We start from the raw sequence: 15,564 nt of genomic DNA on the forward strand, positions 1-15,564 counted from the left end.
TGGTTGCAGGAAGTTCGGTGACATTGCTGCCGAGCGCTGCGTTTTATGAGGTAAATGCATGGTCAAGGTACGTGAAGATCAGCCTCTGGATGCCACTGGGCGCGTTGATATTCCCGCATGGGTGGCCCATCTGGGGCGTGAGGTGGCGCTGGCGGATGCCGGTGAAGTCCAGCGTGCCTGCGAGTATGCGCGCGAAGTAATTCTTGATGCGATGCAGCGCTACCCTTCGTGGCACCGTCTGGGGTCCAACTTCCGTGCAGGTCTTGAGATTGCCGATATTCTCTCCGAGCTGCGTCTGGATCAGCCCACGCTGATAGCGGCCGTGCTGTACCGCTGTGTGCGCAAGGAGCTGACGACGCTCGACAACGTGCGCCAGCGCTTTGGCGATGAAGTGGCCTCCCTGATTGATGGCGTTCTCAAGATGGCCGCCATCAGCCAGCTGCAAACGCCGTTCGGCAGCCTCTCCCAGCACAATCAGCAGGAAAATCTGCGCAAGATGCTGGTGACCATGATCGACGATGTGCGTGTGGCGCTGATCAAGATCGCCGAGCGCACCGCCATGCTGCGTCAGGTACGTGGTGACTCGCGGGACAAGTGCCAGCGCGTTGCCCGCGAAGTATTCGACATCTATGCGCCTCTGGCGCACCGTCTGGGCATCGGGCAGATCAAATGGGAGCTTGAAGATCTCTCCTTCCGCTATCTGCATGAAGATGATTACAAGTCGATCGCCCGCCAGCTGGCTGAAAAGCGGCTGGATCGCGATCACTATATCGACGACGTTAAAAATTCCATCATCGAAGAGCTGAAGGCGCATCGCATCGACCGTTATGAGGTCAATGGGCGCGCCAAGCACATCTATTCGATCTGGCGCAAAATGCAGCGCAAGAAAATCGAATTCTCGGAAGTCTATGACGTGCGAGCCGTGCGGGTACTGGTGCCGGAAGTAGGTGACTGCTACACGGTGCTGGGCCTGATTCATTCGCGCTGGCATCCGGTGCCCAACGAATTTGATGACTACATCGCCAATCCCAAGCCCAACGGCTATCAGTCGCTGCATACGGCGGTGATGGGGCCGCACCACAAGGCGCTGGAAATCCAGATTCGTACCTTTGACATGCATGAAGATGCTGAATATGGCGTGTGTGCCCACTGGCGCTACAAGGGACACGATACCCAGTCGCGCAGCTCTGGCTACGAAGACAAGATTGCCTGGCTGCGGCATGTGCTCGATTGGCATGAAGAGATGGGCGATCAGCAGCTCTCCACTGACGGCCTGCGCTCCGATATCGCCTCCGACCGTATCTATGTGTTTACCCCGGAAGGGCATGTCATTGATCTGCCGCAGGTATCGACCCCAATCGACTTCGCCTACCGAGTGCATACCGAAATCGGCCATCGTTGCCGTGGGGCCAAGGTGGATGGTCGCATTGTGCCGCTCACCTATCTGCTGCATACCGGCCAGCAGGTCGAGATTCTTACCGCGCGTCAGGGCGGCCCTAGCCGCGACTGGCTCAATCCGCAGCTGGGCTATGCACGTACCAGCCGCGCGCGAGCAAAAATCCAGGCGTGGTTCAAGCAGCAGGCGCGCGAACAAAATCTTGAAGAAGGCAAGGCGCTGCTCGAACGTGAGTTCCGTCGTCTTGACCTGGAGAGCCTTGATCGCAGCACACTGGCGACAGCGGTCAATTACGCGAGTGTGGATGATATGTACGCCGCCATCGGTGCAGGCGATCTGCGGGTCGGTCAGGTGCTGTCACAGGCGCAAGGGTTGTTTGGTGTTGAGGATGAACAGCAGGATGTCGATCGGCTGCTGACACGCGGTCGGCGCAATGAGTCGCCATCACAGGATGCGATTACCGTGCTGGGCGTCGGCAATCTGAAAACCCAGATGGCGAACTGCTGTCATCCGGTGCCGGGGGATGGCATCGTGGGCTTTATTACCCATGGTCGCGGCGTCACTGTGCACCGTCAGGACTGCCCCAATATTTTGCAACTGCGCGTCGATGAACCGAGCCGCATTATCGAGGTGGAATGGGGGGCTTCCCAGGCCAAGGTCTATTCGGTCAATATCGAAGTACTGGCGTGGGATCGCACTGGCATTTTACGTGATGTGGTGAGCGTGCTGTCGAGCGAGAAAGCCAATGTGACCGCAGTCAATACACTCTCGGATCGCGACGATAACACTGCGAAGCTGAATATCACGCTGGAAGTGGCCGGGCTTGAGGCGCTGGAGCGCATCTTCGCGCATATTCAGCAGCTTCCTAACGTGGTGGATGTACGGCGCTTGCGTCAGGGCGGGGGAGCTTCACGTTAATGAATCATCGTGACCGCTATACCCTTGAGGATCTGCAAACCCTGATGGCCGTGCTGCGTGACGAGCAGTATGGCTGTCCCTGGGATGTAGCGCAGTCGTGGCGCTCCATCGTGCCTCATACCATCGAAGAGGTGTATGAGGTGGTCGATGCCATCGAGCGGGAAGATTTTGACGAGGTGCGGCTCGAACTGGGTGATCTGCTGTTTCAGGTTGCCTATTACGCGCAGCTGGCGCGGGAAGAGCAGCGTTTTGATCTTGCCGATGTCATTGATGGCATCGTGACGAAAATGATCGTACGGCACCCCCACGTTTTCCCCGAAGGGACGCTTGATTCTCGCCGCCACGGGCAGTCTGCCCGTACTCTGAATGACGCCGATATCAAGGCACAGTGGGAGCAGCGCAAGCAGCATGAGCGTGATATCTCAAGTGATGAGCCTGTCGCTGCTTCCCTGATGGATAACGTACCGCACGCCTTGCCGGCGCTGTTGCGTGCGGGCAAGCTGTCACAACGCGCTACGCGGCTTGGCTTCGACTGGCCCGAGCACTATCACACCAGCTTGAAAGTCGATGAAGAGCTGGCCGAGGTACGTGAGGCGGCACAGCAGGACGACCCTGATCATCTTGAAGAAGAGGTGGGGGATCTGCTGTTTGCGGTAGCCAATTACGCTCGCAAACTGGGGATTGACCCAGAGCAGGCATTGAGAAAGGCAAATTACAAATTCGAGCGCCGCTTTCGCGGCGTTGAGCAGCGTTACCAGCCCGGTGATCAGCTCTCGGCCCTTGAAGCCTATTGGCAGGAGGTAAAAGCGGCCGAGTAGCATTACCGAGCACTGAGCACCTTCTTGTCATGGCCGAATCAATCGGCCACTTTGTGAGAGTGGGAGTAGGTTATGCGTCATGCTTTGCCCATCGTTAATGAAGGCAACGATCTAAACGAATCCCTGCGCGAGAATGTTCGTCTGCTAGGGGATTTGCTTGGCACCTCCATCAGTGCCGAGCGTGGTGAGTCGTTTCTCGCCACTATCGAACAAATTCGCCATCTCGCCAAAGAGACGCATCGGGACGATAGTCGGCAGGGCATGCAGGCCCTCATCGACTATCTTCACCAGCTCTCGGATGAGGATTTGTTGCCTGTGACACGGGCATTCAACCAGTTTCTCAACCTCTCCAATATTGCGGAGCAGCACTACAAGGCGTCGCTTCATTATGTTGATGACTACCGCCCCAACCGCCAGCCCGAGCGTTTGCCGCAGCTTTTTGAGCGCCTGACGAGCCAGGGCGATGCCGATGCCGCTCGTCTGCGCGAGACGCTTGAGACGATGCGTGTCGAGCTGGTGCTGACGGCTCACCCCACTGAAGTGGTGCGTCGCACGCTGATTCACAAATATGATGAAGTGGACGACTGCCTTGAGCAGATTGCCGATGCGCGCCACTACCCTGAGAAGCGTAGCCGTCTGTATGAACGGCTGGCGGATCTTATCAGTCAGGTATGGCGCACCAATGAAATTCGCCACACTCGTCCTACTCCAGTGGATGAAGCGCGCTGGGGCTTCGCGGTCATAGAACATTCACTGTGGCAGGCGCTGCCCGATTTCTATCGCAACCTCGACGCACAACTGCTGGCGGTAGGGCAGTCGCGTCTGTCGCTTGAGGCGGCGCCGTTGCGCTTTGCCTCCTGGATGGGCGGCGACCGCGACGGTAATCCAAACGTGACGGCAAAAGTGACTCGTCGCGCTCTGCTGCATGCACGTTACGTGGCCGCGCGTCTGCACCTGCGCGACCTGGAAGCGCTGCGTGTCGAGCTGTCGATGTGGCAGGCCAGCAGTGAGCTGAGTGAGCAGGTGGGCGAGGTCGCCGAGCCGTATCGTGCGCTGCTGGTGCCGATCATCGACCAGTTGAAAGCGACCTGTTCGGTGATGATGGCGCGTCTTAAAGGCGAACAGTGGAGTGACAAGGAGCCTGTGATTGAAAGGCGCGAGCAGCTGTTTGAGCCATTGGCACTCTGCTATCGCTCGCTGATCGAGTGCGGCATGCACAGCATCGCCAATGGTGCTTTGCTCGATAGCCTGCGGCGCGTCGCCAGCTTCGGCGTAACGCTGGTCAAGCTCGATATTCGTCAGGAATCAGGCCGCCACCGGGAAGTGATGACGGAACTGGTGCGCGACCTGTTTGGCGAAGACTATGAGGAGTGGAGCGAGCAGCAGCGCGAGCAGTTCCTGATTCGTGAGCTGGCTTCACGGCGCCCGCTGCTGCCACGCAATTGGCAATGCTCCGACTCGGTGCGCGAGGTACTGGATACCTTTGAAGCGATTGCCTCCTCCACGCCGGAAGCATTGGGCAGCTATGTGATCTCAATGGCGAGCAGCGCCTCCGATATTTTGACCGTAGCCCTTCTGATGAAGGAATCAGGCTCCGTGCGCCTGCCGGTAGCGCCGCTCTTTGAGACGCTCGATGATCTGGATGGTGCCGGTGAGGTCATTGACCACCTATTGTCGCTGCCCATCTACCGTGAGCTGATTGGCGACCGGCAGGAGGTCATGATTGGTTATTCGGACTCAGCCAAGGATGCCGGCCAGTTGGCAGCTTCCTGGGCACAGTATCGCGCGCAGGAGCAGTTGACCGAGGTGTGCCAGCGGCACGGCGTTGATCTGACGCTGTTCCACGGGCGTGGCGGCACGGTTGGCCGCGGTGGTGGCCCCGTGCATGCGGCCATTCTGTCGCAGCCACCGGGGTCGGTGAAAGGCAGCCTGCGTGTAACCGAGCAGGGCGAAATGATTCGCTTCAAGTTTGGGCAGCCGTCGATTGCGGCGCGTACCATGGAAATCTACGTGGGCGCCGTACTGGAAGCGACGCTGACGCCGCCGCCAGTGCCTAAACCCGAGTGGCGTGAAGAGATGGATCGCCTGGCAACGATTGCTCACTCGGCCTATGTCGATACGGTGCGCAATACGCCCGAGTTTGTCAGCTACTTCCGTCAGGCCACTCCCGAAACGGCACTGGGGCGTTTGGCATTGGGGTCTCGTCCGGCCAAGCGTAACAGCGCTGGCGGAGTCGAGTCGCTGCGCGCCATTCCGTGGATTTTTGCCTGGACCCAAACCCGCTTGATGCTCCCCGCCTGGCTGGGCACGGATGCAGCCTTTGCCGAGCGCTGGAACGATAGCGACGGGCAGCGCATCATTAGCGAAATGCGCGAGCAGTGGCCCTTCTTTGCCACTTATATTGATCTGCTGGAAATGCTGCTCGCCAAGTCAGATGCCACTATCAGCCACTATTACGAGCAGCGATTGGTCAATGAACCCGAGCTTGAACAGCTGGGCGCCGGTTTGCGCGAACGCCTTTCGACGCTGGTGGATCAACTGCTGGTGATTAGTGGGCAAGAGGTACTGCTGGAGCATTCGCCGCTGATTCGTCAGGCGATTGCGGTACGTAACCCCTATATCGACCCACTGCATGCGCTCCAGGCGGAACTGCTGCGCCGTACCCGCGAAGCCGAGGGCGATATCCCTGACTCGCTGGAAAGAGCCTTGATGGTGACCATGGCGGGCATTGCCGCCGGGTTGCGCAATACCGGTTGATGAACTGGCTATAGCTGGCTTGCTCATGAAGTAACGGCCCCCTTTGATGTCCTCAGCATCGAAGGGGGCCGTTTTTTGTAGCGCTGTGCGGGTAGAAGGAAGGAGAAGAAAGCCTGTTAGCTGTCCCGTGAGCGCTTTCTGGTCGAGGAGGCTGATCGCCGTCTGGGGGATTTGCTGCTGCTGCGTCGCCGTGAAACGGTTTTATTGGCGCTGGCTTCAACCCCTTCTTTTAGGGACAGCGCATGGCGCATTCGAGCGATATCGGTAGCGGCTAATAAGCGCGTTATTTCCTCCTTGAGCTGCTGCTCGAATCCATCCGGAGCGGTCTTGCCTTCGCCAATCAGACTGAGTGCTTGCTCCCAGTGTGCGGTGCGCTCCGGCCGGGTTGCATCCTCGGGAAGTGCCGCAATCAGGGCGCGGCCTGCCTGGGTGGCGCGCAGGCTGCCGCCGACGCGCGCCATCAAACCGCGCTTGATCAGGGTTTCGATAATGTTGGCGCGCGTCGCTTCAGTGCCCAGCCCATCGGTCTCGCGCAGCGTCTCTCGAATTGCCGGGTCCTTCACATAGCGTGCTACATGAGTCATCGCATTCAACAAGCTGGCATCGTTGAAGTGGGCAGGTGCCTGAGTGAGACGCTCCTCAACGGCGCAATCGGCCACTCGGGCAGCTTCACCCTGCTGTAGCGGCGGTAGCGGTGGGTTCTGCTCACGGCTTGAAAACAGTGGCTTCCAGCCTTCAACGATAATCTCCTTGCCGCGTGCGATAAATGCTTCCGCTGAGGAGGAGCTACGATCCACTGGCGCTTCAAAGGTAGCCGCCACATCGTGAAATTCATGATGGGGGTAGAACTGGGCCAGTACATTGCGCACGATCAAGCGGTATACCTGCGCTTCATGCTGGCTCAGGCGTGACCAGTCGGGGCGACGACCGGTAGGTGCAATGGCGTGGTGGGCGCCGATTTCGCTATCGTTGAAGGCCGCGCTGCGACGACTATCGTCACAGCCCTGACGCCAGCCCGCCAGCATTTGGTCATCCGCGCAGGCATTATCGAGGGTAGCACCGATCTGAGAGAGATAGTTGCTGGGCAGGTAGCGACAATCGGAGCGCGGATAGGTGGTGATCTTGTGCCGTTCGTAAAGCGCCTGTGCCGCGTCGAGCACCGCCTTGGCCGAAAGCTTGTAGCGCCGAGCAGCGTCTATTTGCAGCGTTGACAGAGAGTAGGGCAGCGGTGGCCGTTGGCGCTTGTGTTGGCGCTTGACTTCAAGCACGCACGCCGCCGCATTGGGCAGTACGGCAAAGAGGTTATCTGCCAGAGCACGCTCCAGCAGCCGTCCGGCATCGTCCATCTTGCCGGTAGCCTTGAGGGATTCGCTGTTGCGCGGTTGCCACCAGGCCCTGGTGGTGCCTTGCTCGGTAGTGAAGTCAGCCCATAGAGCAAAAAACGGTGCCGGTACAAAGTCCTCAATGTCGGCATCACGCCGCGCTATCAGCCCCAGTACCGGTGTCTGCACCCGACCGACCGAAAATACGCCCTGGTAGCCGGCGCGCTGACCGGTCAGCGTCCATGCACGAGTCAGGTTGATACCGTACAGCCAGTCTGCACGGGCGCGACTCTCGGCAGCGCTATAAAGCGATAGAAATTCCCGGTTATCGCGCATTGATGCAAGCGCCTTGCGTACCGCCGTGCGGTTCATGTCGTTAATCAGCAGTCGGCGGGTAGTACCTTGCCAGCCTAGATACTCAAGCGTCTCCTGTACCAGAAGCTGCCCTTCGCGATCAGGGTCGCCAGCGTGCACCACCTCTTGGGCACGCTTGAGCAAGCGCTTGAGCACGGTGAGCTGAGCGCGGCTTTTGGGGCGCGGCACCAGATGCCACTGCCCTGGAATGATAGGCAGATGTTCAAGCGCCCACTTTTTGTAGGCTGGATCGTAATGATCGGGCGGAGCCTGCTCAAGCAGGTGGCCGAAACACCAGCTGATCAACGTGTCGGAGGCTTCAAGATAACCGTCGCGCTGAGTGAAGTTCTGCTCGTGGGCGCTGGCGATAGCGCGTGCGAGGCTCGGCTTTTCGGCAATAATCAAACGCATGGCAAGGTCTGAGTAGTGATGTTTATGTGTTTTTATACAGTATTGGAAGAAGGCCGTCGAGCTTCCATCGCTATGCTTCCAGAACCCGACGCGCCAGCACCAGCGCGCGATACCAGTGACGAGGCGTGCGCCCCAGCGGAGGCATGCGTTCATTGTTCACTTCTGGGCGCTGATGGCGGGGCAGTTGCTGGGCTGACAGCTGGTTGAGCACGTTGCGGCGAGCACCATATTGACGACCAAGGAAGATCATGGCGTCTTCCGGAAGCTCTACCTTGTAGTGGCTGACCAGCGCCAGCGCGAGGGACTCCGCGCTGCGTGACAAATCATCTTCCAGCTCCTTCACCATTGCTGCCGCCAGCGCCGCTTTGGTTGCCGCTGAGTAACCAGGCTCCAGCGCGCTGAAGTCGGCGGCATTGGTGGAGTGGATCGCGCGCTGCACTTCGGGGCGTGAAAGGTGTACGTGTGGTTCGAGTGCTACCGCAATTTCGATGGCCAGCCGCTTGGCATTATCGACATCCAGAGTAAGGGAGTGCGGGTGGGATTCGCTGCTGCGCTGTTTGCGGTGTAGCTGGCGAAGATAGGGCGCCAGGGTGGAGCAGAGCTGTGCCTTGGCATGATGATCGAGGGCAATGCGCTTTTCGTGAATGCGTAATCCTTCCCCATGATCGCCGATGGCGAGCTCGGTCATATTGTCAGGGCCGCTGGTAGCGATTCTCTCCCAGCGCTTGATCGCTCTAAGCAGCGCATCGTGGTGGCGACCCACCTGATCGAAGCTGTCGCGCATACGTCGATAAAGGCGCACTGCGTTGGCGAGAGTATCGGCGTATTCGTGGAGCAGCGCGTCATCGCTGTTTTCGACACGCGCCATCTGCATGATACGGTGGGCAAGGTCATCCATCGCCTCCCGTGAGCGCGCTAACAGGATCTCGGCCTGCAATCCGGCGGCGGCGTCTTCCACCAGGGTTTCCGAGGCTTCGGCAAGATAGACGGTGAGTGCCTTCAGGCGTGATAGTCCCACGGCCTGGCTGATACGGTAGCGGGCGCGCGCTTCTTCAACACGATCGAAGGCTTCGGCGTAGCGCCAGCGACCAATATAGCCAAACACCAGCATGGGGATCTCGCGGCCATTGATAAGCTCGAAGGCGAGGGTAAACATATGCCCCGCATCATCGAGGGTCATGAGCAGGTCATCGTGCTGCTCACTGGCGGAGAGCACTCGTTCGATGAAGTTCTCATCGCGCGCTACCCCCTGATTGAGATCGCGCATGCGCCCATGAAAACGCTCTTCCAGCAATGTAGCCGCTTCGGGAGCAGCCTGCCGCAGTGAGGTGATCAGAGGGTAGATAAAATCGCCGTGATCAATCACCAGGTCGTCGATGCGTGAATGAAGGCCGATGCGGCGATGGGTTTCGATGTCGGCAAAAATGCGTGCGGCCTCTGCATCTTCGAGCAGATCGCGCACGGCAAGATCAATGCCATTGGGCGACAGGTCTTGCTTGCGCAGCAGGATAGTGGCACCTTCGCGGCGGCGGGCATCCCCTTCGAGCTGATCGACCCCCAGATCGCGCACCATCATGATAAGGTCGGGAAGGTCATCAATCACACGCAGCATATGGCGCTCGATGTTGCGCGTTTTACCGGCGGTCTTGTAGTTGTTGACGATATTGCCGATCACACCGGCAACACTGGTAAACACGGCAAAAAAGACAAAGAACACCATATTGCCGAGGGTCGGCAAGTGACCGTAGCCGATGTAGTAACCGCCCATGGCTCCGATCAGCGTGACCGGCCCACCGATCCACAGCATATTGAGCAGCGTTGATTTCCAGGCGACACCGCTGACAGCATGGCTGATGCGGCGAATGCGCTCCCGGCCTTCACGTTCCAGCTTGAAGCCTGAAGGGGAATGCGTCAGCGGCTTGTTCAAGGTGCGCTTGAGTACAGTTAACATGGAAGATTCGCAAGGGCTGTATGGTCGAGCGCAGAACCGTACCACTGCCGGCAGCACGGCGCTACACGCCCGCTGCGATAGGGCTTTTTTAAAATGGCCGTAGCATCGAACCAAACAAGGTGAATTCAACGCGTGGCAGATCACGACGACATCATGCTGGTGGCATGGATAGACCAGTTGTTGAGCTTTTCAGCGGCAGCATTGGGCGTTATTCGCAGTGACGAAGCCTATCCGTCGCTGTTGCGCTGGGCGCGCAGTGATGGCGCTCATCTGGTCGGTGAGGATGTCAGGCTGGCGCAAGCGCTGGCGGCACCTCTCTGGAATCAAACCCCGCTGGTCAGGCTCGGCTTCGATACGGAGCCCTTGGCAAAACCGGCTGCCAGCGAGATGTGCTGGTGTGATAGCGGCCGCCGCTTTCGTGACTGCTGTCAGCCAATCACCTTTCCCGCGCCGTTGCCCGATAACCTGATGTGGATGCTATCGCTATGTCAGTGGCGTGGTGATCTTCTCAAACGTGCTGCCCACAGTCGTCATGTGCCGCTTCAGGCGCTGCTGGAAGCGGGCATTGTCGATGCCGAAGCGGGGCAGCTAGGGCGTGCCCAGCAACTGTTCGAGCTGCTCTTTCAACGCAGTCATGAACGCAATGACAATCTGTTGCTGGAACAAGCCTTTGAATCCCTTGAACAGCTTTATCGTCAGCGCGGCTTTTCGCGCAAGCTGGATACGCTGATTACTACCGCGCTGGAAAGCGACAACGATCGTCTCAAAGGCAGTGCGCTTGAACAGCTCACGCTGGCCGAGCTTGAAAACGATGATCTGGCGGCAGCACGCGAAAATTTTGCGCTGGCGCAGCGGCTGATTCCCGATGCGCCCATGCTGGCTTATCTGGAAACCATGCTGCTGTTGCAGGAAGGGCATTCGGAGAAGGCGCAGCAGCGCGCCGCCTTCTGGCACCGGCGCTTGTCCCGCCGCAGCGACGCGGACCCCGACGAACTGGAATTTGTACAGCAGTTGGCTCGCCATCCGGCCAGAGCGCTGGCAGATGAAATGATCGCGACGGATGATGAGCTGGCAGACTCTCTGCTGGCACTGCGCAATACCCTGGCACAGTTGCCTGATGCGATGCTGAGTGGCTTGACGAGCGCTGAGGGTGGCGTGACGTGCTATGTGCCGTCCGCCAAGGATCTTGAGTACTACCGCGCCTGGTCGCAGGTGACCAGTCAGCAGCAGGGCCTCGCCTCGGAGCTTGAGGCCGCGCACCTCTGGATGAATGCGCAACGTTGGCTGCCTGCGCTGAATACGCATCCTCAATGGCTGGTATCGCCGCTGGTGATGCGCGAGCTGGCAACGGCGCTGGCAAGTCGTTTTGGCAGCTTGCCCTGGATGTCCGACGCCTTTATTACGCCCTTGGCGCGGCGCTTTGATAGCTGGCTCAACGCGATCGAGCGGCGGAAAGCACCGCTGCCGTGGCAGCAGGGGGAAAATTCGGTCATCTACCTGTTTGGCCTCGCGCTGATTTCGGCGCTTGAGCGGAGTGACAGGCACCAGTCGCGGCGTTTTGCAGCACGCCTCTATCGGTTGGATAGTGACGATCCGATGGGGCTTTATGAACTGGTGCTTGAGCACTATCTGCTGGAAGAGCGCAATGAGAAGGTCGTGAAGCTCGTGAATGAGCGCCGCGGGCACGAGACACCCATTGCAGAAGCGCTGGCTCAGGCTCTGGCGCTTTTCCGGTTGGGGCAGCGCGAACAGGCGGAAGAGGTAATCAAAGGGGTCAAGCGCATCAATCGTTATGTGGTAGCGATGATGACCCCGTTGAGGCTAGCCAGTGCCGTTACCGGTGAGAGCAACGGCCAGGCGGGGTCACGGGCAGAGGCGTGGCAGGTCCGATTGTTGCTGCGCGGCTGCTGGGGCGCGACTCCGGGAGCGCTGGAGTGGCTGGAGCAATTTGCCTAGCGTTTTGATCCTTGCCGCGAGCAAGTAGTTGCGTTTGCCGGCAAATGCCTCATTTATCTTCTTCTTCATTCATTGGTTTGAGCTTCGCTCGCGGTCAGCGCGGGCGTTAACCTTTCTGATCTTCAATATTGTGGTGAAAACCCGGGTCACGCCAGATCCAGAGCGCCAGCAATACCGCAGGAATACTGAGCAGGGCAACGATCACAAAGAAGCGCGGGTAGCCGATGGAGTCGACGATGGCGCCTGAAAATCCGCCAATCAGCTTGCCGGGCAACGTCATGATGGAAGAAAACAGGGCGTACTGGGTGGCGGTGTAGGCCCGGGAGGTCAGCCCTGATAGAAATGCAATAAACAGGGCACTGGCAACGCCCCCCGCCAGATTATCGGCGGTGATGGTGACGATCATCATGATCAGACTATGCCCGGACAGCGCCAGCGCGCTAAACAGCAGATTGGCAAGCGCAATGGCGATGGCGGCCAGCCACAGCAGCGGGCGGATGCCGTAGCGTCCGGCCAGTGCGCCGCCGATCAGCCCGCCCAGCAGCGTCATGAAGACGCCGAAAATCCCACTGACCACGCCGATCTGTTCGGTGGTGAATCCCAGGTCGATGTAGAGCGGATTCGCCATTGCCGCCATCGACAGATCGCTGATACGGAACACGCCAATAAATGCCAGCAGTGCAAATGCGCGCAGGCCATAACGACTGAAAAAATCGGTGAAGGGGCACACCACTGCGCCAATGATCCAGACGATCAGGCGACGCATCGGCTTCTTCATGCCTTGGCTGCTGCGGATGAAAGCGCGTACCCTCGGCTCTTGCAAAATGGCTGCGCGGGTAGGGCTACGGGCGGGTTCAGGGCGCACCAGCACGGTCATTAGCCCTACCAGCATCAGGGCCGCCATGCATAGATAGGCCATTTGCCATGAATAGCGCCCGGCAAGGGCAAGCGCCCCTGCACCCGCCACCAGCAGGCCGCCGCGATAGCCAATCACGTAGATCGAGGCCATGGCAGCCTGTAAATCGTCGCTGGCAGATTCGATGCGGTAGGCGTCGATAGTGATATCTTGCGTGGCTGCTGCAAAGGCAACGGCCAGCGTGATAGCCACCAACGCGCCTAGATGATCGTTGGGGTTGAGCAGAGCGAGAGCGGCCAGCCCTGCCAGAATGCCAAGCTGGGCCACTATCAGCCAGCTACGCCGATGCCCCAGCAGGCGCGATAGCAGCGGGAGCTGTAAGCGATCTACCACGGGCGCCCAGAGAAACTTGATCGAATAGATCACCCCAATCCACGAGAAGTAGCCGATGGTAGCGACCTCGACCCCTGACATGCGCAGTCGCGCAAACAGCGTGGAAAAGAGCAGGAGGAAGGGAAGCCCCGAAGAGAAGCCCAGAAACAGCATGGTCAGCATTTCGGGGCGGCAATAAAGCATTAGGGTAGCGCGCCAGGAGCGCTCATGGGCGAGGCCAGTGGGCATTATCGGCTCCGGGAAGCTTGAGTGGTGAGAGAGGAATCAGCGAAGATCAAACGGGGAAGTAGGTCGCTTAACGTATGAAGGCGCGTATCAGCTACGCGCCTTCATCATTCACGCTATCATCAAGCGTCAAGATGTGCCTTAAGGAAGGTGACGACGTCGGCTTCCTTGATCATTGTTACATCGCTGTCGCGGCGGCCCTTGTACTCCAGCTCACTGTTATCAAGGCCGCGATCACCAACCACAATGCGGTGCGGAATACCCATCAGCTCCAGATCAGCAAACTTGTTGCCGGGGCGCAGGTCGCGGTCATCCAGCAGTACATCAATGCCGGCCTCGATCAGCGTGGTGTAGAGCGCTTCAGAAGCCTGGCGAACACGCTCCGATTTATGAGCATTCATGGGCACTACCGCTACCTGATAGGGAGCCAGCTCAGCGCCCCAGGTGATGCCGCGCTCGTCGTGACACTGCTCGATGGCCGCCGCCACCACGCGAGTAACGCCAATACCGTAGCAGCCCATCAGCAGTGGTTCAGCCTTGCCATTTTCGCCCAGTACAGTGGCGTTCATGGCGCGCGAGTATTTATCGCCAAGCTGGAAAATATGCCCCACTTCAATGCCGCGAGCGATCTTCAGCTCGCCCTTGCCATCGGGAGAGCGGTCGCCTTCCACGATATTGCGCAGGTCAGCAACGCGCGGCAGCGGCAGATCACGCTCCCAGTTGATACCGAAGTAATGCTTGCCTTCCTGATTGGCGCCCGCTGCAAAATCGCTCATGAGCGACACCTCGCGGTCGGCGATTACAGGCATCTCAAGACCTACCGGGCCGAGGGAGCCGAAACCTGCACCTACGGCTGCTTTCACTTCCTCTTCCGACGCAAAGACAAGGGGGCTGGCCACTTCTGGCTGATGCTCCGCCTTGATTTCATTGAGCTGATGATCGCCGCGCACCAGCAGGGCGACCAGACCACCTTCACTGCCTTTCACCAGCAGGGTCTTGATGGTCTTTTTGATCTCAAGATGATGATTGGCGGTCAGTGCCTCGATGGTTTTAGCGTCAGGCGTATCGACCAGACGCAGCTCTTCAGTGGCGGCAGGGCGTTCGCTCTCTTCGAACCACGCCTCGGCTTTCTCAAGATTGGCGGCGTAATCCGATTCGCTGGAGTAGACCACGGCATCTTCGCCCGAGCTGGCGAGTACCTGGAATTCGTGGGAACCCTCGCCACCAATGGAACCGTTATCCGCCTGAACGGCACGGAAGTCGAGGCCCAGACGCGTGAAGATACGGGTATAAGCCTGATACATCTGCTGATAGGTATCTTTCAGCGATTGTTCGCCCAGGTGGAACGAGTAGGCATCCTTCATGATGAACTCGCGCGAGCGCATGACGCCAAACCGGGGGCGAAACTCGTCACGAAACTTAGTTTGAACCTGATAGAAGGAAGCGGGTAACTGCTTGTACGAATTAAGCTCCCGACGCATCAGGTCGGTGATGACCTCTTCGTGGGTCGGGCCCATGCAGAAGTCACGGTCATGACGATCCTTGAAGCGCAGCAGCAGGGTGCCGTACTCCTGCCAGCGCCCGGATTCCTGCCATAGCTCTCCGGGCTGGACTACCGGCATCAGCAGCTCCTGTGTACCAATGCGATCCATCTCTTCGCGCACTACCTGTTCGACCTTGCGCAGTGTGCGTAGCCCCAGCGGTAGCCAGGTATAAAGCCCTGACGCCAGGCGGCGGATCATGCCGGCGCGAAGCATCAGCTGGTGGCTGACAACTTCTGCGTCAGCGGGTACTTCCTTTAGGGTTGAGATGAGAATCTGGCTGGCGCGCATCGAGCTGAAGCATCCTTCGCTGGCCCGCTGCAACATAAGCTACAGCGAGCGTGGGTTAGTCGTGGTCGGCTATTGTACGGCGAAGCAGGAATGTTCGGCAAAGAGATCGACGCATCAATCGCACGAGCGGCATTCACTTAAGCAGAACCCCGCAAGGGTGAAATGAGCATGAATGGTGATTGGGGGTATCTATCTGCAATTAAAACTGATTTAAAAATCATGAGGGAAAACGCTGATTTTTCTGCCATTTCTCCCCTGAATACAAGGAGGGTGCCCTTCGTCATTCACCTCGACTATGGCCTGACCCCGCACGATTCATGGGCGCGCCACAATGCGACGAATCTTTAAGGGCGTGAAGCGCCATATAAAGGCCGT

General features: G+C 58.8%; 8 protein-coding genes. 4 read left to right on the plus strand and 4 right to left on the minus strand.

From position 1 onward, the window contains the following. Positions 1 to 58: 58 nt before the first annotated feature. From relA to ppc, 3 genes are all read left to right on the plus strand, one after another. Complete coding sequence (gene relA / locus L881_RS0106945; RefSeq protein WP_025732978.1) at positions 59 to 2,314, plus strand: GTP diphosphokinase; 2,256 nt, start codon at positions 59 to 61, stop codon at positions 2,312 to 2,314. After that, entirely contained in the window at positions 2,314 to 3,132 is an 819-nt protein-coding gene (gene mazG / locus L881_RS0106950; protein WP_025732979.1) for a nucleoside triphosphate pyrophosphohydrolase, read from the plus strand. The genes relA and mazG overlap by 1 nt, the downstream gene beginning before the upstream one ends. Positions 3,133 to 3,204: 72 nt before the next feature. After that, positions 3,205 to 5,889, plus strand: coding sequence for a phosphoenolpyruvate carboxylase (ppc, locus tag L881_RS0106955; RefSeq protein WP_034578782.1), 2,685 nt, complete (start codon positions 3,205 to 3,207; stop codon positions 5,887 to 5,889). 116 nt (positions 5,890 to 6,005) lie between these two features. Here the strand turns inward: ppc and L881_RS0106960 are convergent, their stop codons facing one another. Continuing rightward, a complete protein-coding gene (locus L881_RS0106960; RefSeq protein WP_025732981.1) occupies positions 6,006 to 7,976 on the minus strand; it encodes a DNA topoisomerase III in 1,971 nt (656 codons plus the stop codon). Positions 7,977 to 8,046: 70 nt separating this feature from the next. Next, positions 8,047 to 9,927, minus strand: coding sequence for a hypothetical protein (locus tag L881_RS0106965; RefSeq protein WP_025732982.1), 1,881 nt, complete (start codon positions 9,925 to 9,927; stop codon positions 8,047 to 8,049). Positions 9,928 to 10,059: 132 nt separating this feature from the next. Here L881_RS0106965 and L881_RS0106970 point away from each other — a divergent pair, with 132 nt between their 5' ends. Continuing rightward, positions 10,060 to 11,883 carry an SEC-C domain-containing protein gene (locus L881_RS0106970; protein ID WP_051464819.1) on the plus strand — a complete coding sequence of 608 codons (1,824 nt, stop codon included), beginning with the start codon at positions 10,060 to 10,062 and terminating at the stop codon, positions 11,881 to 11,883. 106 nt (positions 11,884 to 11,989) lie between these two features. On the opposite strand, the gene L881_RS0106975 is transcribed toward L881_RS0106970, so the two are convergent. After that, on the minus strand, positions 11,990 to 13,360 hold the full coding sequence (locus tag L881_RS0106975) for an AmpG family muropeptide MFS transporter (RefSeq protein ID WP_025732984.1): 1,371 nt from the start codon (positions 13,358 to 13,360) through the stop codon (positions 11,990 to 11,992). A 119-nt stretch (positions 13,361 to 13,479) separates the two neighbouring features. After that, entirely contained in the window at positions 13,480 to 15,189 is a 1,710-nt protein-coding gene (locus L881_RS0106980) for a proline--tRNA ligase (RefSeq protein ID WP_025732985.1), read from the minus strand. Positions 15,190 to 15,564: the final 375 nt, after the last annotated feature.

Origin of the sequence: Carnimonas nigrificans ATCC BAA-78 (genome assembly GCF_000526695.1) — a bacterium.
Classification (GTDB): domain Bacteria; phylum Pseudomonadota; class Gammaproteobacteria; order Pseudomonadales; family Halomonadaceae; genus Carnimonas; species Carnimonas nigrificans.